Annotated in this window: 20 protein-coding genes, 1 tRNA gene and 3 pseudogenes; 9 read left to right on the top strand and 15 right to left on the bottom strand. The window is 61.8% G+C overall.

The genetic code is table 11. The features are described 5' to 3' along the window. Positions 1-2: 2 nt before the first annotated feature. Complete coding sequence (locus FHX37_RS16305) at positions 3-818, top strand: hypothetical protein (protein WP_141924699.1); 816 nt, start codon at positions 3-5, stop codon at positions 816-818. Here FHX37_RS16305 and FHX37_RS16300 read toward each other — a convergent pair. Then, positions 755-1,225: a hypothetical protein gene (locus tag FHX37_RS16300; protein ID WP_141924698.1), complete on the bottom strand. Its 471-nt coding sequence runs from the start codon at positions 1,223-1,225 to the stop codon at positions 755-757. The genes FHX37_RS16305 and FHX37_RS16300 overlap by 64 nt on opposite strands. Before the next feature lie 251 nt (positions 1,226-1,476). Between FHX37_RS16300 and FHX37_RS16295 the strand changes: the two genes are divergently transcribed. Continuing rightward, the gene (locus FHX37_RS16295; protein WP_141924697.1) at positions 1,477-1,656 is read left to right on the top strand and encodes a hypothetical protein; all 180 of its coding nucleotides are present in this window, start codon (positions 1,477-1,479) and stop codon (positions 1,654-1,656) included. Between the two features lie 267 nt (positions 1,657-1,923). Next, positions 1,924-2,577 carry a DUF4352 domain-containing protein gene (locus tag FHX37_RS16290; RefSeq protein WP_141924696.1) on the top strand — a complete coding sequence of 218 codons (654 nt, stop codon included), beginning with the start codon at positions 1,924-1,926 and terminating at the stop codon, positions 2,575-2,577. A gap of 171 nt (positions 2,578-2,748) precedes the next feature. Here FHX37_RS16290 and FHX37_RS16285 read toward each other — a convergent pair whose 3' ends face one another. The 3 genes from FHX37_RS16285 to FHX37_RS16275 all read right to left on the bottom strand — a co-directional run bounded on the left by FHX37_RS16285 (position 2,749) and on the right by FHX37_RS16275 (position 4,360). Continuing rightward, on the bottom strand, positions 2,749-3,174 hold the full coding sequence (locus FHX37_RS16285) for a MarR family winged helix-turn-helix transcriptional regulator (RefSeq protein ID WP_211351851.1): 426 nt from the start codon (positions 3,172-3,174) through the stop codon (positions 2,749-2,751). A 355-nt stretch (positions 3,175-3,529) separates the two neighbouring features. Further along, on the bottom strand, positions 3,530-3,967 hold the full coding sequence (locus FHX37_RS16280) for a DMT family transporter (protein ID WP_141924694.1): 438 nt from the start codon (positions 3,965-3,967) through the stop codon (positions 3,530-3,532). A 75-nt stretch (positions 3,968-4,042) separates the two neighbouring features. Continuing rightward, on the bottom strand, positions 4,043-4,360 hold the full coding sequence (locus tag FHX37_RS16275; protein WP_141924693.1) for a DMT family transporter: 318 nt from the start codon (positions 4,358-4,360) through the stop codon (positions 4,043-4,045). Positions 4,361-4,907: 547 nt separating this feature from the next. Here FHX37_RS16275 and FHX37_RS16270 point away from each other — a divergent pair. The 3 genes from FHX37_RS16270 to FHX37_RS16260 all read left to right on the top strand — a co-directional run bounded on the left by FHX37_RS16270 (position 4,908) and on the right by FHX37_RS16260 (position 7,524). After that, a complete protein-coding gene (locus FHX37_RS16270; protein WP_141924692.1) occupies positions 4,908-5,579 on the top strand; it encodes a DUF4352 domain-containing protein in 672 nt (223 codons plus the stop codon). A gap of 735 nt (positions 5,580-6,314) precedes the next feature. Continuing rightward, a complete protein-coding gene (locus FHX37_RS16265; protein ID WP_141921530.1) occupies positions 6,315-6,791 on the top strand; it encodes an NUDIX domain-containing protein in 477 nt (158 codons plus the stop codon). A gap of 400 nt (positions 6,792-7,191) precedes the next feature. Then, positions 7,192-7,524, top strand: coding sequence for a transposase family protein (locus tag FHX37_RS16260; protein ID WP_342777631.1), 333 nt, complete (start codon positions 7,192-7,194; stop codon positions 7,522-7,524). Positions 7,525-8,239: 715 nt separating this feature from the next. Here FHX37_RS16260 and FHX37_RS16255 read toward each other — a convergent pair. From FHX37_RS16255 to FHX37_RS24225, 3 genes and pseudogenes are all read right to left on the bottom strand, one after another. Then, positions 8,240-8,440 carry a hypothetical protein gene (locus tag FHX37_RS16255; protein WP_141924688.1) on the bottom strand — a complete coding sequence of 67 codons (201 nt, stop codon included), beginning with the start codon at positions 8,438-8,440 and terminating at the stop codon, positions 8,240-8,242. A gap of 245 nt (positions 8,441-8,685) precedes the next feature. After that, positions 8,686-8,832 (bottom strand): hypothetical protein, encoded by a 147-nt coding sequence (locus FHX37_RS22955; protein WP_170181606.1) that lies wholly within the window; start codon positions 8,830-8,832, stop codon positions 8,686-8,688. Continuing rightward, positions 8,829-9,224: pseudogene (locus FHX37_RS24225) on the bottom strand (IS701 family transposase); the annotation flags it as partial. The gene FHX37_RS22955 and the pseudogene FHX37_RS24225, both read right to left, overlap by 4 nt. A 555-nt stretch (positions 9,225-9,779) precedes the next feature. Here FHX37_RS24225 and FHX37_RS23675 point away from each other — a divergent pair. Next, positions 9,780-9,938, top strand: a pseudogene (locus FHX37_RS23675) (IS630 family transposase); the annotation flags it as partial. Positions 9,939-10,444: 506 nt separating this feature from the next. On the opposite strand, the gene FHX37_RS16245 reads toward FHX37_RS23675, so the two are convergent. The 3 genes from FHX37_RS16245 to FHX37_RS23670 all read right to left on the bottom strand — a co-directional run bounded on the left by FHX37_RS16245 (position 10,445) and on the right by FHX37_RS23670 (position 13,761). After that, positions 10,445-10,849, bottom strand: a complete 405-nt coding sequence (locus FHX37_RS16245) for an RHS repeat-associated core domain-containing protein (RefSeq protein ID WP_170181603.1) — start codon at positions 10,847-10,849, stop codon at positions 10,445-10,447. Between the two features lie 825 nt (positions 10,850-11,674). Beyond that, on the bottom strand, positions 11,675-12,232 hold the full coding sequence (locus tag FHX37_RS16240; protein ID WP_170181602.1) for an RHS repeat-associated core domain-containing protein: 558 nt from the start codon (positions 12,230-12,232) through the stop codon (positions 11,675-11,677). Between the two features lie 1,058 nt (positions 12,233-13,290). Beyond that, positions 13,291-13,761: an RHS repeat-associated core domain-containing protein gene (locus FHX37_RS23670; protein WP_246062415.1), complete on the bottom strand. Its 471-nt coding sequence runs from the start codon at positions 13,759-13,761 to the stop codon at positions 13,291-13,293. A gap of 51 nt (positions 13,762-13,812) precedes the next feature. On the opposite strand from FHX37_RS23670, the gene FHX37_RS22940 reads away from it, so the two are divergent. Then, positions 13,813-14,145 (top strand): transposase family protein, encoded by a 333-nt coding sequence (locus FHX37_RS22940; protein ID WP_342777631.1) that lies wholly within the window; start codon positions 13,813-13,815, stop codon positions 14,143-14,145. 715 nt (positions 14,146-14,860) lie between these two features. Here the strand turns inward: FHX37_RS22940 and FHX37_RS16230 are convergent. The 3 genes from FHX37_RS16230 to FHX37_RS16220 all read right to left on the bottom strand — a co-directional run bounded on the left by FHX37_RS16230 (position 14,861) and on the right by FHX37_RS16220 (position 19,794). Further along, entirely contained in the window at positions 14,861-15,061 is a 201-nt protein-coding gene (locus FHX37_RS16230; RefSeq protein WP_141924688.1) for a hypothetical protein, read from the bottom strand. 8 nt (positions 15,062-15,069) lie between these two features. After that, the gene (locus tag FHX37_RS16225) at positions 15,070-15,744 is read right to left on the bottom strand and encodes an RHS repeat-associated core domain-containing protein (RefSeq protein WP_141924687.1); all 675 of its coding nucleotides are present in this window, start codon (positions 15,742-15,744) and stop codon (positions 15,070-15,072) included. Positions 15,745-16,629: 885 nt separating this feature from the next. Beyond that, positions 16,630-19,794, bottom strand: coding sequence for an RHS repeat-associated core domain-containing protein (locus FHX37_RS16220; RefSeq protein ID WP_141924686.1), 3,165 nt, complete (start codon positions 19,792-19,794; stop codon positions 16,630-16,632). Between the two features lie 803 nt (positions 19,795-20,597). Between FHX37_RS16220 and FHX37_RS16215 the strand changes: the two are divergent. Next, positions 20,598-21,164: pseudogene (locus tag FHX37_RS16215) on the top strand (tyrosine-type recombinase/integrase); the annotation flags it as partial. A 105-nt stretch (positions 21,165-21,269) separates the two neighbouring features. Here the strand turns inward: FHX37_RS16215 and FHX37_RS16210 are convergent. Both FHX37_RS16210 and FHX37_RS16205 read right to left on the bottom strand, forming a co-directional pair. After that, positions 21,270-21,345: transfer RNA gene (locus FHX37_RS16210), tRNA-Lys, on the bottom strand. Between the two features lie 173 nt (positions 21,346-21,518). Further along, positions 21,519-22,736 (bottom strand): MFS transporter, encoded by a 1,218-nt coding sequence (locus tag FHX37_RS16205; RefSeq protein WP_141924685.1) that lies wholly within the window; start codon positions 22,734-22,736, stop codon positions 21,519-21,521. Between the last annotated feature and the right edge of the window lie 87 nt (positions 22,737-22,823).

Here is a 22,823-nt window from a genome sequence, read left to right as displayed (position 1 = left end):
AAATGGGTTCAATTTTTTTCCAGGCGTTGGGAAAGATTGAGGAGCTATCGACCCAGATTGCAGGTGAACAGGGGGAAACGTCACGTTTTAATGACATGCGTGGACATATTGACGGAATCCTGCACACCCTTGTCCCGAACGCCAAGAGCGAAGGAAATTCCCTGTACCAGTTCGCGGACACTCACCTGGAAGCGTTGCGTAGTATAAAACCGGGTTCGATGACGGGTCCGGCCTACCAGAATGGCGTTAAACAGGAGATAGAGGAACTCGGGCGAGGGGCGGAGGAACTGCGAACGAGGGTAGCAGTAGTCAGGAAGACTGTCGAGGGATCGCGCGCGAGAATATCGGGCGATATCTCCACACTCACCGCTGAGGAGAAACGAAGAGAAGCGCAGCGGAAGGTGGCGTTAGAAGAGGTCGAGGAGTGCGTGAGAAATATGGAAGAACTGGAAGAGCGAGTGGAAAATGCCAGGAGGAATGCGTGGCTTCAGGTTGCTGAATCTTTTCTTAGTCTCATTAGGAAGCAGAAGGATATCAGGGAGCGTCTTCGTGATGCGCAAAGGGATTTTCAGGAGCATGAAGAAAGGCTGCATCAGGTTGTAAATGAAATATACCCTTTGAGGGGCCTCTCCGCTTCGCTGGGGCAGCTTACCGTTTCTGTGCAGTCCTTCAGTAATATTTTGTCGCTGATCGTGGTGCAGCTCGCGGAAACGCGTTATGACTCCTCTTTTTCCGATGAGAGGGAGGCGGAGATCTATATGGAGGCTCTCACGAAATCACTCGGCAGGATCCGTGACGAAACACGTATGGCGTCGTAGTCACCGGGTGCTGCTCCCTGGGTACGGCAGGACTCTGAGGGCGCCCCAGAGGAACCGGATCGTGCACCGGGTGATGGAGCGGAGTCGGGGGAGGGGAGTTCCTGTTCCCCGACTCGGACGTGGTCTCCCTGGCAACGCGGTGCCGTGGAGTCCGTCATGTCGGCTTTGTCGCTGTCGGTTCCCCCGTCGCGGCCGAGCTCGACGCTGAGCTCCACATACTGCTCTCCGTTGACGTGGGAACGCTCCACCTTCCCGACCGGCCTGAGCCAGGCGTCTTCGGTGTCCGGGCCGGTCTCCAGGAAGAGCTTCCCACACGTGGCGGTCTCGCTGTCCGGCCACTGCCACCCCAGCTCGGCCACCACCCGGCGCAGGTCATCCTCACGCCAATGGCCCGGGCCCCTTCGCATAGACGGACGGCGAGCACACCCGGGACCGCCACATTGGTACTGGACATAGCTCTCCCCATCCGTCGCGCATGGCGTGTCGAGCATGGCAGGAACCACTGACGGAACGCCCGGGGAGACGCTGCCGTCCGGGTGCCGCCGGACCACCGGCCCTCCGAGGGCACCGGGACAGTCCCTGAATCACCCCTGAGGCGACCCTGGATCTCTCCTCGAGGCCCTGACTTCGGGGCGTACCGCCCCGTACGGTTGGCGGTATGGGACGCATACTCCTGATCATCGTCGCCGCAATCGCCGTTGTCTTTGTCGCGGGGTGGCTCTTCAGCCTGCTGATGGGCCTGCTGAAGTGGGCACTGATCATCGGCGCCGTCCTCCTGGGCGCAGCCGGGATCTCCAAGCTCCTCAAGACACGAGGCGGATCCGGCTCCAGGGTCTGATCGAGTGTTGAGCCGCAGTCACGTTCGGCGGCCGAGCGCGGAGCCAGCTCCACGCTCGACGCCGGAATCCGGGACACATGTCCCTGCCTCCGCGCGCCTCGGACGAGCGGACGCGTAGCCGGGGGTGTGACGGGAGGCCGTGCATGCCTCCGTTCCGGCGTGTCACGCGCTCCGCGATCCTGGGCTACGGGCTGTCGGAAGCGCGTCGCCGGGAACCTGCGAGGGCGGCCGTGCGCCTCATGTCCGGGGATCGTGGAACGGAGCACCATGAAAAAGTGGGCATGGCTCGCTGCCGCGGCAGGGGCGCTGGTTCTCGGACTGGTTGCGGGCTGGTTCGGCCGCGGGATGTACGCCTCGCAGCAACTCGAAGGAGCTCCTGGTGACAGGAGTGAGGAGTCCGAGAGGGGGCAGGGTGGCGCCGGCGGGCCGGACGTCGCAACGCTGGCGGTCGGCGACTCGGCGGACATCCGGACCATGCACGGCGACCGCTACGAGCTCACCGTCGACGACGTGCGGTACTACGAGGAGATCACCGGGACCGCTTACGGCGATGACCGCAAGGACAACCCCGTTTTCGTAACGGAACCCGAGGACTACTTGTTCGCCGCGGTTGACGTGACCATCACCAACACAGGCAGCGACGCGATAAGCCGCCTCGGGTTCGCCCGCCATGTCGGCGCCGACGGTGAGGTCTCCGAGGGCAAGGATGTCAAAGAGTCCGGGGACGGAACCTTCCACGAGGTCGTCCCGGAGGACGTGGGTTCCGACGCGCCGGGTGAGGACCTGCTGCCCGCTACGGGCACGATCCCCCCGGACACCACTGAGCGGGCCGTCGGGGTCGTGGCCGTCTCGGAGCCGGATGGATACCTGTACGGCTCAGGCAACGAGACGTGGCGGATCGAGCTCCCGGACCGGGAGTGACCCCGGAGCTCGGACATGCACGAGGTGCCTTTTCCGAGCGGGGGCGACCACCACCGTGAACCGCCCCCGACACCTGTGCGGGAAAGGCGGGCCCCCGCGTCCGTGTCCCCTCGGTGGCGTCCCGATCCGAGGTGGGGCGGGCGTATCCGGACGGGCTCCCGCCGCGGGTGCCTACTGGGGCGGAGCGGTGGTCTCGGAGGCGGTGTCGGGGATCTCGGCGTTGCGGAGGGCGTGTACGACCGGGGCGAGATGGGGATCGGCGCTGGCGCGCTGGAACGCCTCCCGGAGCGCGGCCTCGTAGACGGGAGCGGCTTCGCGGAAAACCTTGAGCCCGTATTCGGTGATGCCGGTGTACACACCGCGCCGGTCACACTCGCAGATCCGCCGCTCGGTCAGCTGGGTCCGTTCGAGGCGACCGACCAAACGGCTGACCGAGCTCTGGTTGAGATGGACCGCGTCCGTGAGGTCCTGCATGCGCATCTCACCACAGGGCGCGGCCGCGCACGCGGCCAAGGCCAGGAACTCGGAGAGCCAGAGCCCGAACCGCCGGTGCAGGGCGCGCGCGACCTCCCTGTCGACCTGGGAGTACAGGGCCACGGTACGAGTCCATAGCACGCCGTCCGCTGTCAGGTCACGAGCGGCGGGAACGTGGGGCGGGGTGTCGTGATCGATGACCGTCCTCCCAGAGGCACCTTCGGCAGGCTCGGTGAGCGCACGGGCCTGCCGAATGGTAGCGCGCAGTGAAGTGTTTCTTCCTGGTCGCCTGTTGTCCTTGCCGACAGTACGGCTTATCGTTACGCGTTTGTCATGATACATTACCGTTCATGGAATTCGGTAGGTGACCACTGATTTTGTCGGATTCCAACACCGGTGTCGCCTCGGATGCCACCGCTCAGCGGACCTCTCCCACCGGGTCGAGGAGAATCGGGGAGAAGGGGGCCGAGCATATCGGTCACGCTCGGTTGTCCGACTCCGCGAGTTGTTCGGTAGCTTCGGATATTTCGCCTTGCTCAGAACTCTCGGTCAGTTTCAGGATGATCGTGCCGACGATGATCATGCCTATCCAGAAGAGGCGTAGTGGGGTGAGCGGCTCGTCGAACAGGAACGCGCTCACGATCGCCGCGCCGGAGGCGCCGATGCCGACCCACACGGCGTATCCGAGGCCGACGTCGATGACCTTGAGGGCGACACTGAGCGTGAACACCGTGAGGAAGAAGAACACCGCCGCGGATATCGACCAGGGAACGTTGGTGAAACCCTCACTCCCGCCGGTACTCACCGCATAGCCGATCTCGAAGATTCCGGCGATCAGGAGTATGGCCCAGGCTCGGGTCTGCCGTGGACTGCTCTTGTGGGTGGCGTGGTCAGGCTGGTTCGGCGACGTCGTCATCTCGTGTCTCCTTGCCGGCGCGCGGGGGTTGCCGTCGGTTGCCGGTCAGCGGTTGTGCCGGTCGTGCCGGGCCGTTCAGCTTCCCGAGAGCTGGAGGCCGACAACGCCGATGACGACGACCGCGATACCGAGGACCTTGCGCCAGTCGAGGCGCTCCTTGAACAGCATCGTGCCGAGGAGGACGACGCCGACGGAGCCGAGCCCGGTCCAGATCGCGTACCCGACACCCACATCGAGGGTGATCAGCGCCAGGCTGAGAGAGAACGTGGCGGCGGCGCCGACCACCAGGGTGAGAACGGAGTACCACAGCCGGGTGAATCCCTCCGAGGCGTTCGCGCAGAGCGCGAACGTGATCTCGAAGACGACGGCGAGCGCCAGATAGAGCCAGTGCATGGCGGGTCCTTAACTCGTTCATGATGAGCGGTTCCAACCGGGCCCGTCGGGCCGGTGGACTGGTCAGGGGAGACGGGTTTCGCGGTGGCCGCGAGGGCGCGGGGCAGCGTCCCGGGGTATCCCCGGGACGTGGGTCTGTCCGGGGCCGGTACTCCTGCGGTGCGCTCTCGGTCGGGAGAGAGTGCGGGCGAACATGGTCGCCATACGCGGTTACGGGGGGATCATCACGTCACGATTCGTAAGTGGCTGGACGCGTAACAACGCTGTAATTTTTATGTACGTACATGTACCTGTCAAGGTCTTTAGATCGTTTGGGAACGGGAGTCCGAGAGTTCCCAGGAAACACGGCCGGATCCACCGCTTCGAGCGCCGGCAGTATCCTCACCGGGAACTCGGACGCGCCGCCCTGCCACATCCGCCATCCGGCATCGAGAACGGCAGTTCCCCGGGCGTCCTTCTCCGCTGTTTCTCATCCCGGAACCGCGCCGTCGGGAACCTGTGAGGTCGACTGTGCGCCTGTGTCCGGGAAACGTGGGAATGGAGCGTTATGGGCACGTGGACGTGGTCAGGGATGGTGGCAGGGGCGCTGGTCGTCGGTCTGGTCGTGGGGTGGTTCGGCCCTGGGGCCTACACCGTGCGTCAACTCGACGAGGGTGCTGGCAAGGGCTCCGTTCGGGGACGGAGCGGTGGCGATGGGGAGAAGGGTGGCGGGGAGTCGGGTTTCGAGACTCTGGAGGTCGGTGACTCGGCTGATGTTCGGGATGCCTATATCCGGGATTCCTACAGTCACCGCTACGAGCTCACCGTCGATGACGTGCGGTACTACGAGGAGGTCACCGGAACCGCGCACGACTACGGTAAGGGTCCCGTGTTCGTGACGGAGCCTGCGGAGCACCTGTTCGCCGCGGTCGATCTGACCATCACCAACACGGGCAGCGAGCCGTTGGAACTGCTCCCTCTCGGCCGCTACGCCGATGCCGACGGCGAGCTTGTCGACGGCGAACGGGTACGAGAGTCCGTGCCCGGAGATATCGACAGCGTCCTCCCGGAGGACGTGGGCTCCGAGGCGCCGGGTGAGCACGTGATGTCCGAGGCGGACGAGATCCCCCCGGAGGCCACCACCCAAGTCGTCGGACTCGCGGTCGTGGCGGAGCCGGATGGTTACCTGTACAGCCCGGACAACAGCACGTGGCGGATCCATCTGCCGGACCGGGAGTGATCCCGGCGTCCCGGGCACCTGTGAAACACCCCGTTTCCGGGTGCGGACGGAACCATTCTCACTATCCATGTGAGGGAAGGCATTGACCGTGCTTCGGTTCGACGGCGCACGGTTCCGGTTCCCCGCATCCGTGGCCACTGGGCTGGAGCCGCTCACTGGCGGACAGCCGGAGGGCGCGCTGGCTTCCGCGGCGGAGCGCGGCGATCCGCTCCGCATCCGCAACTGGCGCGATCGGGGTTATCCCCGGTGCGTTGGGTCCGGCCGGACTCGATGGGAGGGCTGCGGGCAGCGGTAGCCCCTGGCTCCTGTGTACTGGATGCGTACCGCCACGGAACAATCGTCTGAGTGTTCCTGTGGTGCCTGGTCCTTGACCTGCGGTCACCGGCGTATGGGTGGGCCCCAGGGGACCGAACCCTGAACCCACGGATTAAAAGAAAACTCAGTAGGGAGTGTCCGGGGGTGATGCGTGTCAACTGGTGTTAAATCATCCCAGCGCATATGCCGTTTTCTGCTGTTCGGTGTTGCTTCATGCTGTCAGTGTCCGTAACCACCGAGCACACATGGAGCACACAGGTCAGGGGTGGTGTTCATAAGGGCAAGAGCCGATGGTACGGAGTAAATTTTCTGTCATAAGTGCCCTAATAGGTTTCTTGTTCGGAAAATAGGGGCCCGGTTGTTGATGGCCTCGTGGGATGTGCCGTCATGTAGTCGGGTATCGCTGTAGGCTGGCCAGCCATGACAGAACATTTGACCGTGGCGGTGGGAAAGCGCGCGGCACGGGCGATCCTGATTGATCCTCACGGGCGTTTGGTGCTGATTAAACGGACCAAGCCAGAACAGGCACCGTACTGGACCACTCCCGGCGGCAGTGTCGAGGAAACCGATACGTCGGTTGAGGCAGCCCTGCACCGCGAACTTGCTGAAGAATTGGGGGCGACAGCGGCCGGGACCTCGCAGGTCTTCCTCGTCAGCACGCCCTCGGAGGTTGGGGTGGCTGTGCAGCACTTCTTCGTGGCTCGGCTGTCGACACTGGACGAATCCACCCGCAGCGGGGCAGAGTTCAGCGATCCCGCACGAGGCGGCTACGAGCTGGACCGGGTAGAGCTGCGGGGTAAGGAGCTGGATTCGATCGACCTGAAGCCAGCCGCGTTGAAAGAGTTCATCCTCGCCAACCGGGAAGCGCTGCTGGCCGAAACGGTATCCGCCTCTTGACTCCCTACCGGCCCATCAGTGATAGGCCGGTGTTCCACGTCCGGGCGTACGCGCGGGTGGTCGTGGTCCATACCGGACGTGTCGCGCGGTGCAGCAGTCTTTCTAGGGCATCCGACGCGAACGAACTCGTCGAAGGCAAGGACCTTGACGCAAGGTGAATCTGTCAGTGCGTCTTCTGGTTGGGTTGGAGTTTCTGCCAGAAGTGGGCGAAGCGGTGGCCGAGGGCTTTGTCGCCGTTGTCGAGTTCGTAGGCGCCGGTGTAGGTGAAGGGGTTGGTCTGGGCCGCTTGGTCGCCGCTGCCGGCCGTGGCCGTCTCGGTTTGGCCGTAGGGGGTGTAGTCGTAGGCCACGTCCGGATCGGTTGACTCGGTTCCGTCCTCGGCCAGGGCGAGGGTGGAGTTCTGGGCGTCGGTGGCGGCGTTGTAGCGCGGGCCGCCCTCTACGTCGCGGCGGCCCGCGGCCTGCCCACGCTGGCCGATGCGGTATACGACGGTGCGGGCATCGGTGTCATAACCCCGGTCAAACGCCCGGATCAGGGCCAGACCCTGGCGGCCGATACGCGGGCGTTCAACTGGCTGCAGCGAGGGCTGCGAAGCCTGGGCGAGCGCGGGTTCGCGCTGCTGCCCCAGCGGTGGCGGCTGCTGCAGCACGTCAAGGCCGCCCCGAGCCGCATCGGCGACACCGCCAGAGCTGCGCTCGTTCTCACGTATGTGGAACATGGCCGGCTGGCGTGAAATTCGCTGGGATCATCTCAATATTTCACCAAGAAAGACAAGAAGGAGAATGCAAGTGCCACCGAGAATACGATCACGCAAAGAACCACAGCAAACTTGGATCGCTTCTCCCTATCAAAAACCGACATGCTAATCCCGAGAATGAATCCCACTGACAAAAAACCGAGTCCAGCAAGCATAAGCACTTGTTCCATTTTCCTCAAATCCCGTTAGAGTTTAACGTCTACGCACCCTTGTGCGATCTAGTTGTTAGCGACACAAGGCGAGTCGCTTGGGCCTGCGCTTCGTATCCCACCAGAGCACTAGCCGGATACCTCGACGGGGAAGTGGTCGCACACTATTGCTTTACATCCGTCAACGGATCTGCAGAAAATGTGACCGACCACTTCCCCGACAGCCTTTCCGACTGGCTTTTAGGGCCTCTTTGAGGCATGCTGCCAAATTGAGTATCCGATACACATGAGAGTCAGGGCTACCCCTAGGCTTCCCGCAACCCAGCCGAGCGGGTTCCAAGCATTCGCCATGACGAGGAAGCTCAGGCCAGTTAGCGCAGCACCTCCGAGCAGGCAAACTGGGTTGAGCCCACTCGGGTCGCTCTTGTTGATGGGGGAGCAGGCCGCGTAGCCGTAGAGGTTGTCCTCCTGCCAGGAGGGGTACTGCTGGGTGAAGCGCTCGGTGAAGGGTACCGGTTCCCCATCGCCTTATTATCTGCACTTCACTCTTTTCTCGCCCTCATCCTCAAAGCCAGAAACGTAAGCCCAAGGAAGATGATGGCAATTGCCAGAACTTCGACCACGGTAGGCGGACGCGAGAACAGGATGTTCGGCAGCGTCATGCTCACGATAGCGGCGAGAGACATGGCCATTGAGTATGGCCACATACGGCGCCCACGACGCTCTTTTCCGGTGCCACTCATACACCCTCCTATACGTAAGGGCTGCAGGCCCTAGCTGTCTGGTACGCACCCACAAAGACACTTGCAAAGGCCACACTCCAAGTTACAGTTGTGGCAACCCACCCAGGAGGTCCTCCCCAAAGGGCGAGTGTCCCAATGCCGAACATGGAAAGAGAGAATGAGAAGGCTGTGCCTGCGCAAAGTCCGCTGGGGTCGCTTTTGTTGATGGGGTCGCATTGGGCGTAACCGTACAGGTTGTTTTCTTGCTAGGAGGGGTCGTGTTGGGTGAAGCGGTGGGTGCGTTGGGAGAGGTAGTGGTGGTCGAGGGCTTTGTCGCCGTTGTCGAGTTCGTAGGCGCCGGTGTAGGTGAACGGGTTCGCCCCGGTACTCCAGTTGGACTTCCGGTTTGTCATGATTCTTGGGCCGTCTGTCTCCGGTAATGGCAGCGTCGAGTGTGTGTTTGATGGACGCGTCTGAACACCGACTACGCCAGTACGTGCTCCAGATCGAACTCGGGCGGGAACAGCGCCTCCAGCAGACGGGCGATCTCGTTGCAGATCAGCTCGATCACCCCGCTCGGAACCGGGTGGTGGCGCAGTTCCCGGGCCCGGAACAGGGCGAGGAAGGCGCAGGCGGTCATGGCCAGCAGGCATCCACCGATGCCACGAAGTCCACGTTCTGACCTGGTGTTCGTTCATCTCCCGGCCAGGCCCTTGCCCTGCTGGAAGGACTCCTCCACCCGCCTCCGAGGACCGGCCACCGCCACCAACCGTGCCAACGGCACCGCTTCGGGTGCGCAGCACTGGAGTACCTGCTTCGACCAGGTCCAATACCTTGCGGCGGAGATCAGCAGAGCATCCACGATGTCCTCCTTGAGGTCACGTAGCCCAGACTCCAGAAATCCAACTCCGAAAGATTCAGGGAATTCCAATCTCCCCAAAACCGGGAATGTTCCCTCAAAATTCCGATGATATGAAACTTTTATTTCAATTAACCAGAAACGGCAGAATGGCAACTATAACCGATGCCACAAGGAAAGCCCAGCAGGGTATTTTGCAAACCCCTCTCGGATTGAAGGAATTTTTGTTTTAATATTTCTAAAAACACCATCGAAATAATTAGATATTACTGGATGATATCTCGAGAACTTGCATTTTCCTCTCTGGTCCAGTGGGGCAGGGAAACCTGCCCCACTTGGGTTTCTAGCTGAGGTGTACTGCGAGTAGTGGTCTGCCGTGAAGCGAAGCGTCTACCATTACCCCAAGGACTCCCATTTGCGGAATATTTGTCAGCAGTTCTGGCTCATCGCCTGGATACCGCGGGAGGCTCCCCACACTGCCATAACCTCATTAGCCACTGAAGCGTCCAAGCGCTGGAGAAGGACATCCGCAACTGGGCGGCAGCGTGGAACGAGGATCCCCGACCATATGTGTGGACCAAAACGGCCGAGGATATCCTCGACAGTATCGCTGTGTACTGCAAACGCATCCCAAAACCAACTAACCAATCAGGACACTAGACAAGCGTTGGTCTGCCGAACTGGCCTGCCGAGAACTCCACCACTCGGCCCCACACACCGCAACGCCGCGGAGTCAGAACGCGACATCCCTCGGCGAATCAACGAGTGGAACACGACCCCAAGCCCTTCTTGTGGGCCAAGATCGCCGGCCGGGGCCTCGAAGCCCTCACCGTGCACTGCACACGAACCCACGACTCAGGGCGCCAGCACTATCGATGCCACGACAGCAGACAGCGCAAGTAGCATTAGCGCAACAATCGCACTCTTCATTCCCTTCCGGTACACCCCTTCCATCTCTTTCTTCTTAGTTCTATATGCCACCATGAGCGCAAAAGCAACCAGGAAGATAACTATGGACGCAAGTGACAAATTATCAACCAAGCCATCCATCCAGATTTTAGTGTAGTTTTATGCAACGAACGCCGGGTGCCCAGAAATAGCACCAGATGCCCGGTAGCGGCAGATTTTACGTAGCCTAAACATTAAGCTGCTGCTACCCCTCTTTGTCAAATCCACATTCCAATACAGATGACCCCGCCCGCTGCCGCGGGGATTCCCAGGATCAGGGATACGGGGTAGAACCCCATCAGCCCTGCGGCAGTGGCAACGATCCCTACCAGAGTGACGAAATTGCATGCGTTGAGCCCAGTCGGGTCGCTTTTGTTGATGGGGTCGCATTGGGCGTAGGTGTATTGGTTGTTTTCTTGCCAGGAGGGGTCCTGTTGGGTGAAGCGGTGGGTGAGTTGGGAGAGGTAGCGGTGGGCGAGGGCTTTGTCGTCGTTGTCGAGTTCGTAGGCGCCGGTGTAGGTGAAGGGATTGTCTCCGGCCGCTTGGTCGCCGCTGCCGGCCGTGGCCGTCTCGGTTTGGCCGTAGGGGGTGTAGTCGTAGGCCACCTCCGGGACGGAGGCCACGGATCCCGACCTACTTATTAATCTTCCTGTTTACTTGGAGCAAGAAGACAACAAACGAAACCACTCCCAAAATAGAGAAGAAATAAAAGTAGAGGTGGGATTGCATTCCCAGTAGGCAACCGCAAGGAGTGTGGAAATCACCAATACCAAAATAGAGATGACAGTGGCAAATCGTGTTTCACCAAAAATGAAGCTTCTCATGGCTCCTGCCAACTTAGTCTTTCTCCTCGACCGGAAAATGTATCCCAGGTAAGGAAAAGGGGAATTCAATAAAATGCGTACGCTATATTTCCATCGACAAAGCCTCCTGCTGCGCCCAGAATATCCAGGAACTGCAGGTCACAGCACAGATAGAGAGTCTCTAAAAAAACTCGGGGAAATTCAGGGCGCGCGGACACACGCCGATGTGGGTGCGGTTGCATATTACTCAAGGCCCCGCACAGCTTCCTTGTATCCAACAAAAGTTCCAGCAGGACCAGCCAGAGAGCCACCTGATGGCTTGAATATAGTCGACCGGCGGCTCATCGTGCTAAATTGTCCATGAGCAGCACAAGAAGAGCCGAGATTGCAGCGAAACCTAACCATACATAAAAAACTGGAATAAAATTCCACCCGCCACAAGTACACCTAGCACAAGAGTTCCATAGAGAGCAATACTCCACACGAGAGGAATATCTTTCCAGTCGTATTTAAGCCATACGACTGAACATATAGCAATCCAGGCAATGAGCACAGGAATTAGGTATACAGTCGTCACTAGTAACCTTCTTTAAAGGGGACTGAAGCGCCCCGCAGCGAGTGCGGGGCGCGATCAATATCCGTTGCCTACGCCTGACTTGCCGCATAGGTAGCCAAAATGTATGCGCCACAGATCAAGGTCACTGTACCTCCTGCCGCGAACAGTATGATCCCGACTGGAGTGCCAGCTCCGGTGGCCATTGCAATACCAGTCGCAATGAAGATACCTGTGGCTAGACCTGCGCAGGCACCGTCCATTGCAGTGACGAGCCCACTCGGGTCGCTTTTGTTGATGGGGTCGCATTCGGCGTAGGTGTAGAGGTTGTTTTCTTGCCAGGAGGGGTCGTGTTGGGTGAAGCGGTGGGTGCGTTGGGAGAGGTAGCGGTGGCCGAGGGCTTTGTCGCCGTTGTCGAGTTCGTAGGCGCCGGTGTAGGTGAAGGGGTTGGTCTGGGCCGCTTGGTCGCTGCTGCCGGCCGTGGTCGCTTCGGTTTGGCCGTAGGGGGTGTAGTCGTAGGCCACGTCCGGATCGGTTGACTCGGTTCCGTCCTCGGCCAGGGCGAGGGTGGAGTTCTGGGCGTCGGTGGCGGCGTTGTAGCGCTGGCCGCCGGTGATCATGCCCAGCATCCGCCCGTCCGGATCACGCACATACCGGGTGCGGTCGCCGTCGTCCTGTTCGATGCTGGAGATGCCCAGGGCGGTGTTGGTCAGGGTGTGTTCGGTCTGGTTGTCGCCGGATCCTTGGGTGATGGTGCGGCGCTGGGTGGAGTCGGCGGTGTCGTAGGTGATGGCCGCGTCCAGGCCGGTACCGCCCCGTCGAGGAACTGGTGCGTACCTGTGTCACCGAACGAATTCAACTCCCCGGCCTGGGTGCTCTCGATGGCGTTTTGCGCGGAGTAACCACGTCGCCCGCGTCGATGATCTCATCGACGCGGGCACGTCGGCTCTGGATCGTTACTGGCCGGCGGGAGAGTCCGAACTTGATCCTGAGCTGGACCACAGAGCTTGACTGAAGCCCTAGTTATGGAACACAACCATCCTTCAATATGTGAGAATTGAAATTATGACAAGAACCATGAACGCCATGCCAGAGAAGGAAGCTCCAACCTCCAGTGCCCTTGCCTTTCCTCCTTCGCGCTTTTTTCGCGCTCCCGAAATATGAGAGCAGTGCTCATGGCGATCAGAAAATGCAAGCAGCAGAAAAGAGGGTCATTGGAATCCTCAGGCGGAGGTTGCCATGTCATACGCCAGGCAGCCGAGGCCATCGAAAGAACTAGAAATATTCTGGATGCTATTCCGGGGGCTTGCATTCTTGTTCGCGGCCTGGAGCCGCGGGATGCTCTTCGTCTCATAAGCCTCTTGTGTGCAGGTGAGGCGATGTCAGTTCCTGTTGCCCGGAAGGGTGGGGATTTCTGGTGCAGGTCTTTCCAGTGTGGTCTAGCTGCATATTGCTATGCACTTGGGCTCTTTGAGTTTTTCCCTTGTGAAAATCCAAGGCAGTAGCTTGCATAGAGCATCATGAGAACTGCAAGAGCGATTACAAGCTCACCGATGATCGCTGGGCGCCCGTGCAGGATGTAAGAGCAGATATTCCCTATCGGATATGAAAGTCCAAAGACGAATATCAAGGGCCACCTGGGTGGAGTATTTTTCAAGTGGCGTTCCTTTCGTGCGGGGCGAGATTGGCGCCCCGTATATGTCCTTTGCTAGGCGACATTTCTCTGTCCGCACGCCATTCCGAATTGGATGGCACCTGTTATCGCAGCAGCCCCTGCGAGAGTAAAGGCGACTGTGGCCCCGATGAAGCCTACGGGGCCTCCCCACCAGATCCACGCGCCCACACTCGCAAGGCCTGTGGCAAGGCTCCAAGTCGCACCTGCTGAACAAAGTCCTGTGGGGTCGCTTTTGTTGATGGGGTCGCATTCGGCGTAGGTGTAGAGGTTGTTTTCTTGCCAGGAGGGGTCCTGTTGGGTGAAGCGGTTGTTTTCTTGCCAGGAGGGGTCTTGTTGGGTGAAGCGGTGGGTGCGTTGGGAGAGGTAGCGGTGGCCGAGGGCTTTGTCGCCGTTGTCGAGTTCGTAGGCGCCGGTGTAGGTGAAGGGGTTGGTCTGGGCCGCTTGGTCGCCGCTGCCGGCCGTGGCCGTCTCGGTTTGGCCGTAGGGGGTGTAGTCGTAGGCCACGTCCGGATCGGTTGACTCGGTTCCGTCCTCGGCCAGGGCGAGGGTGGAGTTCTGGGCGTCGGTGGCGGCGTTGTAGCGCGGGCCGCCCTCTACGTCGCGGCGGCCCGCGGCCTGCCCACGCTGGCCGATGCGGTATACGACGGTGCGGGCATCGGTGTCATAACCCCGGTCAAACGCCCGGATCAGGGCCAGACCCTGGCGGCCGATACGCGGGCGTTCAACTGGCTGCAGCGAGGGCTGCGAAGCCTGGGCGAGCGCGGGTTCGCGCTGCTGCCCCAGCGGTGGCGGCTGCTGCAGCACGTCAAGGCCGCCCCGAGCCGCATCGGCGACACCGCCAGAGCTGCGCTCGTTCTCACGTATGTGGAACATGGCCGGCTGGCGTGAAATTCGCTGGGATCATCTCAATATTTCACCAAGAAAGACAAGAAGGAGAATGCAAGTGCCACCGAGAATACGATCACGCAAAGAACCACAGCAAACTTGGATCGCTTCTCCCTATCAAAAACCGACATGCTAATCCCGAGAATGAATCCCACTGACAAAAAACCGAGTCCAGCAAGCATAAGCACTTGTTCCATTTTCCTCAAATCCCGTTAGAGTTTAACGTCTACGCACCCTTGTGCGATCTAGTTGTTAGCGACACAAGGCGAGTCGCTTGGGCCTGCGCTTCGTATCCCACCAGAGCACTAGCCGGATACCTCGACGGGGAAGTGGTCGCACACTATTGCTTTACATCCGTCAACGGATCTGCAGAAAATGTGACCGACCACTTCCCCGACAGCCTTTCCGACTGGCTTTTAGGGCCTCTTTGAGGCATGCTGCCAAATTGAGTATCCGATACACATGAGAGTCAGGGCTACCCCTAGGCTTCCCGCAACCCAGCCGAGCGGGTTCCAAGCATTCGCCATGACGAGGAAGCTCAGGCCAGTTAGCGCAGCACCTCCGAGCAGGCAAACTGGGTTGAGCCCACTCGGGTCGCTCTTGTTGATGGGGGAGCAGGCCGCGTAGCCGTAGAGGTTGTCCTCCTGCCAGGAGGGGTACTGCTGGGTGAAGCGCTCGGTGAAGGGTACCGGTTCCCCATCGCCTTATTATCTGCACTTCACTCTTTTCTCGCCCTCATCCTCAAAGCCAGAAACGTAAGCCCAAGGAAGATGATGGCAATTGCCAGAACTTCGACCACGGTAGGCGGACGCGAGAACAGGATGTTCGGCAGCGTCATGCTCACGATAGCGGCGAGAGACATGGCCATTGAGTATGGCCACATACGGCGCCCACGACGCTCTTTTCCGGTGCCACTCATACACCCTCCTATACGTAAGGGCTGCAGGCCCTAGCTGTCTGGTACGCACCCACAAAGACACTTGCAAAGGCCACACTCCAAGTTACAGTTGTGGCAACCCACCCAGGAGGTCCTCCCCAAAGGGCGAGTGTCCCAATGCCGAACATGGAAAGAGAGAATGAGAAGGCTGTGCCTGCGCAAAGTCCGCTGGGGTCGCTTTTGTTGATGGGGTCGCATTCGGCGTAGGTGTAGAGGTTGTTTTCTTGCCAGGAGGGGTCGTGTTGGGTGAAGCGGTGGGTGCGTTGGGAGAGGTAGCGGTGGCCGAGGGCTTTGTCGCCGTTGTCGAGTTCGTAGGCGCCGGTGTAGGTGAAGGGGTTGGTCTGGGCCGCTTGGTCGCTGCTGCCGGCCGTGGTCGCTTCGGTTTGGCCGTAGGGGGTGTAGTCGTAGGCCACGTCCGGATCGGTTGACTCGGTTCCGTCCTCGGCCAGGGCGAGGGTGGAGTTCTGGGCGTCGGTGGCGGCGTTGTAGCGCTGGCCGCCGGTGATCATGCCGAGCATGCGGCCCTCAGGGTCGCGCACATACCGGGTGCGGTCGCCGTCGTCCTGTTCGATGCTGGAGATGCCCAGGGCGGTGTTGGTCAGGGTCTGGGTGGCGGCGTTGTCACCGCTTCCTTGGGTGATACCGCTACGCTGAGACGAATTCACCTTTTTCTTAAAAAAAGATATCCCAAGAAAGCGGAAATTATTATAGAGATCAAAAAACAAAAAAAAGATATCGTTGGATATATCTTTACAAAAATTTCCTCATTCGCAAACCCTCTTATTGTTGGAATTGAGGCTGCAACGGAAATCGAAAGAACCCCTAAAGAGGATCCCGCATAAAGACTTTTATCTGGCATTGAGATTTATCGCTTCACAACTGGATGGTTTGTGTGTAATTGTTTCGCTAAATGAGAGAATTTGTACACGTAAGCGGACTGACGAGAGGGTGGTCAACGAACTCTCTCGTCAGTCCGCACCGTTAACCAAAACTCTTCACTGGATCACTGTTGCTAGTAGCAGTTGCGGACTACATCAAACATTGCGTATCCCTGTCCGGCTTTATAGAGTCCAAGACTCCAGCCCAGTGTTGCAGCGCTTGGGCCAGCGGCGGCTCCCGCGGTTCCGAGTGTAGCCGCGATGCCAGCAATTCCAATTACTGTGGTGACTCCGAACCCAATTGCTGACCACTGGCAAGAAGTTAGCAACCCGTTTGGGTCGCTGTTGTTGATGGGGTCGCATTCGGCGTAGCCGTACAGGTTGTCTTCCTGACAGGAGGGGGTCTGCCCTGCTGGGTGCAGCGTTCGGTGATAACTGTCCGCTCTTTACGTTTCTATAAGGAACAATGCAAGAGCGGAAACAACAAGAAGGGTAGTTCCCAAGGCTATCCAAGCGATCGTCTCTGCATTATCGGGCTTATGGTTTTGGCGAGCCAGGATGCAGATCCTCCAGGATCCGGCCATAGCAAAACCTCCTAATGCAATTGCTACTATTCCGGCTGTCATGATTTCCTCTTTTTTGGAAAGCTTTTTATGTAGATTATATATGTATCTAACAAGCAGTTGCTATCCCATAAACCCCTACTCCCACTCCGATGACAGCGGCGCCGAATAGAAATGCTGGCATGGCGACTGCGCCTCCCGTTCCGATGGCAATTGCCAAAGGCCATGCAGCGCCCGCGTATCCGATAGCCGATACGAAAAATCCAGTGACATTTACTGCGCATCCAACCCACAGTCCGCTGGGGTCGCTCTTGTTGATGGGGTCGCATTCGGCATAGGTGTAGAGATTGTCTTCCTGCCAGGAGGGGTCTTGTTGGGTGAAGCGGTGGGTGCGTTGGGAGAGGTAGCGGTGGCCGAGGGCTTTGTCGCCGTTGTCGAGTTCGTAGGCGCCGGTGTAGGTGAAGGGGTTGGTCTGGGCCGCTTGGTCGCCGCTGCCGGCCGTGGCCGTCTCGGTTTGGCCGTAGGGGGTGTAGTCGTAGGCCACGTCCGGATCGGTTGACTCGGTTCCGTCCTCGGCCAGGGCGAGGGTGGAGTTCTGGGCGTCGGTGGCGGCGTTGTAGCGCTGGCCGCCGGTGATCATGCCGAGCATGCGGCCCTCAGGGTCGCGCACATACCGGGTGCGGTCGCCGTCGTCCTGTTCGATGCTGGAGATGCCCAGGGCGGTGTTGGTCAGGGTGTGTTCGGTCTGGTTGTCGCCGGATCCTTGGGTGATGGTGCGGCGCTGGGTGGAGTCGGCGGTGTCGTAGCTGACCTGCAGGTCCGACGCGGAGTTGCCGGCGTCCTTGTCGACCATTTGGCCGGTGGGGCTGTAGTCGATGTCGGTCTGGCCGGCCTCGGTGAGGTTGCCGGCTTGGTCGTAGCCCAGCTCGGTGTCATCGACCTCGGTGACCTGGTCGGCCTTGTTGACCTGATAGTCGGTGTCGCCGGCGGAGGTGAGGTTGTCGGCCTCGTCGTAGGTGTAGTCGGTGTGGCCGTCGCTGGTCAGGCGGCCGCGCTCGTCGTAGGTGAACTCGCGGCTCTGGCCGTTGACGGTGCGCGACTGCAGCTTGGTGGTGTCCTGGCCGTCGTCGTCGGTGTAGGAGTAGGCGGCCTCGGCCAGGGTGTCACCGTCGGCGTTGGCCATCACCGACTCGGTGAGGAGCCCGGCCTCGTTGTGGTCCAGGCTCTGGGTGGCCCCGTCGGGGAAGGTGATCTCGTCGCGGTTGCCGGCCTCGTCGTAGCCGATGGTGGTCTCGCCGCCGGAGTCGTCGGTGACGGTGGTCAGCCGGTTGGCGGTGTCGTAGGCGTAGTCGGTGGTGGCGCCGTGTTCACTCAGCGAGGTGAGGTTGCCGGCCTGGTCGTAGGTGTAGTCGTAGGACTCGTGGTCCTGGCCGTCGTCGCGGCCGGTGTTGGCGACCTCGCCGCGTTTGTTGTAGGCGTGGGCCACGGTGGCCTGGGGGGTGTGGGTGGCGGTGACGTCGCCGTTGGGGTTGTATTCGGTGGATTGCCGGATGTCGCCGTCGTGGACGATCTCGACCACGCGGTCGAGCTTGTCGTAGGCGTACTCGAGGGTGGTGCCGTTGCCGTCGGTGACGCTGGTGACCCGGGACAGGGCGTCGTAGGTGAAGCTGGTGGTGCCCAGCGGGTCGGGTTGGTCGATTTCGGTGAGGTTGCCGTCCTCGTCGTAGGAGAACTCGGTTTTGGCGCCTTGGCCGTTGGTTTGGGAGGCCAGGGTGCCGTTGTTGTTGTACTCCAGACTCTGTTCGGGCTCCTCGGCGCCGGGGCGGCGGATCTGGGTGAGGTTGCCGCGGTCGTCGTAGTCCAGCTCCACCTCCTCCTCGGGAGCGGTGATGGAGGTGGGTTTGTGCGGGTTGGCCGAATCGGCGTATCCGATCTGGTATTCGGCGCCGGAGGGCAGCTGGGTGCCGACCATGTTGTTGAGGTCGTCGTAGTCGTAGGTGGTGGAGGCTCCGGCGGGGTCGGTGGCGGCGGCCACCGAGGCCGCGGCGGTCCAGGTGGTCGAGCGGGTGTTGCCCTCGGGGTCGGTGGCCTCTTCCTGGCGGCCCTGCTCGTCGAAGGTGTGGGTGGAGGTGTTGCCGCGCGGGTCGGTGACCTCGGTTTCGGCCTCGCCGTGGTCGTAGGTGGTCACGGCGCGTTCGTCTCCGGTGACCGGCTGGTCCAGCTCGGTGAGTTGGCCCGCGGTGTCGTGGTCGAGGTTCCAGGTGTGGCCGCGGGCGTTGGTGATCTCGGACAGGTGGTTGTTGTCGTCGTAGGCGAAGGTGATGTCGTTGCCGGCGCGGTCGGTGATTTCGGTGAGTTGCCCGTCGGCGTTGTAGGAGTAGTCGGCGGCGGTGGCTCCGGTGGGGTCGGTGATCTCGGTGAGTCCGATGCGGTTCTGGTGCCAGTCGAGTTCGGTGACGCGGTCCTGGTCATCGGTGATGGAGGTGATCAGGCCGTCGTCGTCGTAGTTGAGGGTGGTGGTGTTGCCGTTGTGGTCGCTTTGGGCATATAGCCACCCGTCGGCGGTGAAGGTCCACATCTGGTCGGCGTAGGGGCCCTGGTGGAAGGTCAGGGCGTAGCGGCCGTTGTCCAATTCCTCCAGGTCGGCTTCCATGTCCTCCGGAGACGCGAATGTCCCGTCGCCCTGGTCGGTGAAGGTCTCGCAGAACCCGGAGGGTCCGCGGAAGACGACGTCGTCGGAGTCGGTGATGAAGTCCAGGCCCACGTCGGTGCCGGTGTTGAGCTTCCACCCGTTGGTGCCCAGGTCCTGGCTGTTGTAGACGCTGGACAGCGACAGGTCGATGCCGGTGCCGGGGATGGTCAGCTCGCGGTGGCGCAGGACGGTGTTGCCGTTCTCCAGGTTGACGTCCAGTTCCAGGCGGTCGCTGATCTGGTGGCGCTGGAGGGGGTAGTGGTCCTGGACGCCGCGGTTGGTGCCATCATCACAGGAATCCTCGGCGTCGATGTCGGTGTCCTGGGCTGACAGGCCGTCCTGCTGGTCGGCCTCGCGTTCGTGGGGTTGCTTCCAGTCCTCCTCGGGCGGCTCGCCACCCGAGGGGTCCCGGTCGACCTCCTCGTCGGGCTGCCAGGAATCGCCGGACGGCACGTCCTGGGTGTCGGGGCTGCTGTTCTGTTCGGCGTGGGCGGGGGTGTGCAGCAGCGCTGCGGTCGTGACGGCGGCGGTGGCCACCGCGATCGAAGCGAGCCACCCTCGCGGGTGTGCGGGTGCGGGCATGTCTGTCCTCACCTGGTCGCGCGTGGGGGAGTTGTCGCACCACACGTGTGGTGCGACAAGCACGAGGGCAACGGCGTGCCGGCGGTGCGGTGCGAGACACCACCGCCCGGGGGCTGCAACGCGAGCACCGTGGATGGTGGTGGGATCGCACATGGGCCGGCGGCACACGAAGAGAAGAGGGGTGGGGCGCCTCCTGGGACGGGGGGTGAGAACCCCTGCGGCTCACGGGATCTCTCAGAGTGTTCTCAGTTTCGGTTCAGGAAGCACTCAAACATACGGTCTTCTGTTCCGCACCCACCCCCCGTGCCGTTCGTGGTTGGGGTGACCGTGGTCGGGGTGTCTGGCCACGGGCGGGGGTATCGCGGTGGTCTGGAACGGCGTAGGACGATGACCAGCACTAGGGTTATCCCGCGGGAGTCCGGGGTGTGTTCAGCTCCGGCCACGGGAATAACCGAGGGTTTGTCCCGGGTGTCCAGGGGGCGGGGTGGTGGTGTGTCCCCGCGGTGGGTGCCTCGTGTGGGTCACTGTCGGGTTCGGCTCTCCCCGCCGGGGTGCTGTGGGCCGGTGGCCAGCACCACCACTAGTGGTGTTGCGGAAGGGAAACGAAAGGGAAAAGACAAGGAATACGCGGAGAAGCGTGCGCGTGCTACCACCATCAGAGACCAGCAAGAGCTCGTCATGATGACACCGACTCCGCCGCAGCCCACAGAGCTCCGAGAATCAGGTGGCTTCGACCGTTGGATCGGCCAGCGCCTAGCCGATGAGCGCGCTCAGCCTCTCGTGGTGGGTGCCCGGTCACCGGCGAAGGCCTCCATCCGGGAGAACCCCCTACGTCGCGGTGGGCGGTCGGTCTGGTCTGGCAGCACACCCGCCTGAACGATCAGGCCATCGATATCTGCTCCCAAACGGTGCAGCTGGGATGGGACACGGTGTCCACCACTCCGAAAAGCAGCGCCGGGCAGCGCACCATCACCCTTGACACGGAAACCACGACAGTGCTCACGCACTGGCGCGCCGCTCAGACTGCCGAACGTCTGCAGGTGGGCCAGGCATGGAACGACAGTGGGTTCGTGTTCACCCACTCTGCGGGAGCGCCTCTGTATCCCGCCTGGGTGAGTGCGTTGTTCCACCGTCTGGCCCAGCAGGCGGGATTGCCCCCGATCCGGCTGCACGACCTACGCCACGGGGCCGCCTCTCTGAGTCTGGCTGCCGGAGTCGATGTCACGGTTGTGTCCACCGAACTGGGCCATGCCACTACCGGCTTCACCCAGGACACCTACCAGCACGTGTTCCCCGAGGTCGCCCACCAGGCCGCTGAGGCAACCGCGGCCCTGTTGCCGCTGGATCGCAGCCGTAAGAGAAGGGTCTGACCTGCGACGGCGACTAGCTCCAGACTGATGAGCACACATGGAGCACACACACAACGAAACCCCAGGCCAGAGAACCGGTTGAATGCGGTCTGACCTGGGGTTTTGTGGTGGGCCCCCAGGGGATCGAACCCTGAACCCACGGATTAAAAGTCCGTTGCTCTGCCAGTTGAGCTAAGGGCCCGCGGCACAGGTCCCGAGTGTCCGGGGTGTGCCACTGCGGGGAAGTGTATCTCAGTTGCGTTGTGGTCGCACAGCAATAGAGGCGGTCCGGGAGCCGGTCACGTGGCCCCTTTCCCGCTGGTGTGTGGCGGTCCGGAGTCCCGGTCCGCCACACACGCTGCCGCGCGTCCGGCCTCAGCTCTCGGTGCTCGCCAGCTGCGCTTTGCGCAACCCCGCGGCGGTGAGACCCATGAGCAGGACCAGTGCCCCGCCGAACCACAGCGCGGCGGTGAGGGTGAGGCTGTCGACGACGATCCCGCCGAGCAGGGCACCCAGGGCGATGGAGGTGTTGAACACGAACACGTAGAGGGACGTCGCCGCCTCCACCGCCGCGGGCGCGGCCTTGATGACCCAGGTCTGCAGGCTCACCGACACACCGCCGAAGGCCAGCCCCCAGAGGACGAGGAGGACCGTGCCGCCGATCCCGTTGCCCCCCAGCAGGGGGAACAGTACGAGGATGACCGTCAGTGCCGCGCTGATGGTCAGCATGGTGCGCCGGACGTCGCGGGCCACGGCCGCGCCGACGAGGAAGTTCCCGACCAGCCCGGCGGCGCCGTACACCAGGAGGAGCTGGCTGATCATCCCGCTGTCTATCCCGGAGAGGCGCTGCAGGACGGGGCTGACGAAGGTGTAGGCGGCGAAGTGGCCGGTGACCACGAGGAAGGTGGCCAGGGCGGCGCGGCGCACCCCGGTGTTGCCGAACTGCTGCGCCAGGGCGCGCACCCGGACGGGTTCGGATGCGGGAAGGTGCGGCAGCAGCACGAGCAGGCCGAGCAGGACGACGGCGCCCAGCCCGCCGAGCGCGGCGAAGGCGGTGCGCCAGCCGGCGAGTTCACCGATGAGGGTGCCCATGGGAACCCCCAGCACGTTGGCGGCCGCCACCCCGCTGAAGACGAGGGAGGTGGCCCTGGCCACCGACCGCTGGGGAACCAGCCGGGTGGCCAACCCGCCGGCGATCGCCCAGAACCCGCCGATGCTCAGCCCGACCAGGACGCGGGACGTGAGGAGCACGGCGAAGTTGGGGGCGACGGTGGAGACGAGGTGTGCCGCCGCCATGAGGAGCATCAGCGCCGCCAGCAGCCACCGACGGTCGAGCGAGCCCGCCAGCAGTGGTACCAGCGGCGCGGACACGCCGGCGACGATACCGGGGACGGTCACCATCAGGCCGGCCGTGCCCTCGGACACGTCCAGGCTGGACCCGACGGAGGTCAGCAGCCCCACCGGTAGCTGTTCCGCCGTGACGAGGGAGAAGATCCCGACCGCTACGGTGAGGACGGCGAGCCAGCTCTTCCACGGTGCCCGTTGCTCGCGGTCGGGGGCGGGATGTGGAGAGGAGTCGGTGGCTGTGGCCATGCCGGAGCTTCCCTTCCGTTTCGGGGTCGGCCGCGCTCCGGGCGCGGTACCGACCGAGAAGTAGGTTACATAGTTATACCGAGTTGC

The sequence above is a fragment of the Haloactinospora alba genome (assembly GCF_006717075.1).
In the GTDB taxonomy this organism is placed as follows: Bacteria; Actinomycetota; Actinomycetes; order Streptosporangiales; family Streptosporangiaceae; genus Haloactinospora; species Haloactinospora alba.
This window is presented reverse-complemented; position numbering and strand designations above follow the sequence as displayed.

Coding starts and splice junctions, on each gene's coding strand:
- FHX37_RS16255 (WP_141924688.1), bottom strand. CDS start 8,440: ATGAGTGGCACCGGAAAAGAGCGTCGTGGGCGCCGTATGTGGCCATAC.
- FHX37_RS16300 (WP_141924698.1), bottom strand. CDS start 1,225: ATGCGAAGGGGCCCGGGCCATTGGCGTGAGGATGACCTGCGCCGGGTG.
- FHX37_RS16290 (WP_141924696.1), top strand. CDS start 1,924: ATGAAAAAGTGGGCATGGCTCGCTGCCGCGGCAGGGGCGCTGGTTCTC.
- FHX37_RS16280 (WP_141924694.1), bottom strand. CDS start 3,967: ATGACGACGTCGCCGAACCAGCCTGACCACGCCACCCACAAGAGCAGT.
- FHX37_RS16305 (WP_141924699.1), top strand. CDS start 3: ATGGGTTCAATTTTTTTCCAGGCGTTGGGAAAGATTGAGGAGCTATCG.
- FHX37_RS16295 (WP_141924697.1), top strand. CDS start 1,477: ATGGGACGCATACTCCTGATCATCGTCGCCGCAATCGCCGTTGTCTTT.
- FHX37_RS22955 (WP_170181606.1), bottom strand. CDS start 8,832: ATGACAAACCGGAAGTCCAACTGGAGTACCGGGGCGAACCCGTTCACC.
- FHX37_RS16230 (WP_141924688.1), bottom strand. CDS start 15,061: ATGAGTGGCACCGGAAAAGAGCGTCGTGGGCGCCGTATGTGGCCATAC.
- FHX37_RS16265 (WP_141921530.1), top strand. CDS start 6,315: ATGACAGAACATTTGACCGTGGCGGTGGGAAAGCGCGCGGCACGGGCG.
- FHX37_RS16220 (WP_141924686.1), bottom strand. CDS start 19,794: ATGCCCGCACCCGCACACCCGCGAGGGTGGCTCGCTTCGATCGCGGTG.
- FHX37_RS16270 (WP_141924692.1), top strand. CDS start 4,908: ATGGGCACGTGGACGTGGTCAGGGATGGTGGCAGGGGCGCTGGTCGTC.
- FHX37_RS16275 (WP_141924693.1), bottom strand. CDS start 4,360: ATGCACTGGCTCTATCTGGCGCTCGCCGTCGTCTTCGAGATCACGTTC.
- FHX37_RS16205 (WP_141924685.1), bottom strand. CDS start 22,736: ATGGCCACAGCCACCGACTCCTCTCCACATCCCGCCCCCGACCGCGAG.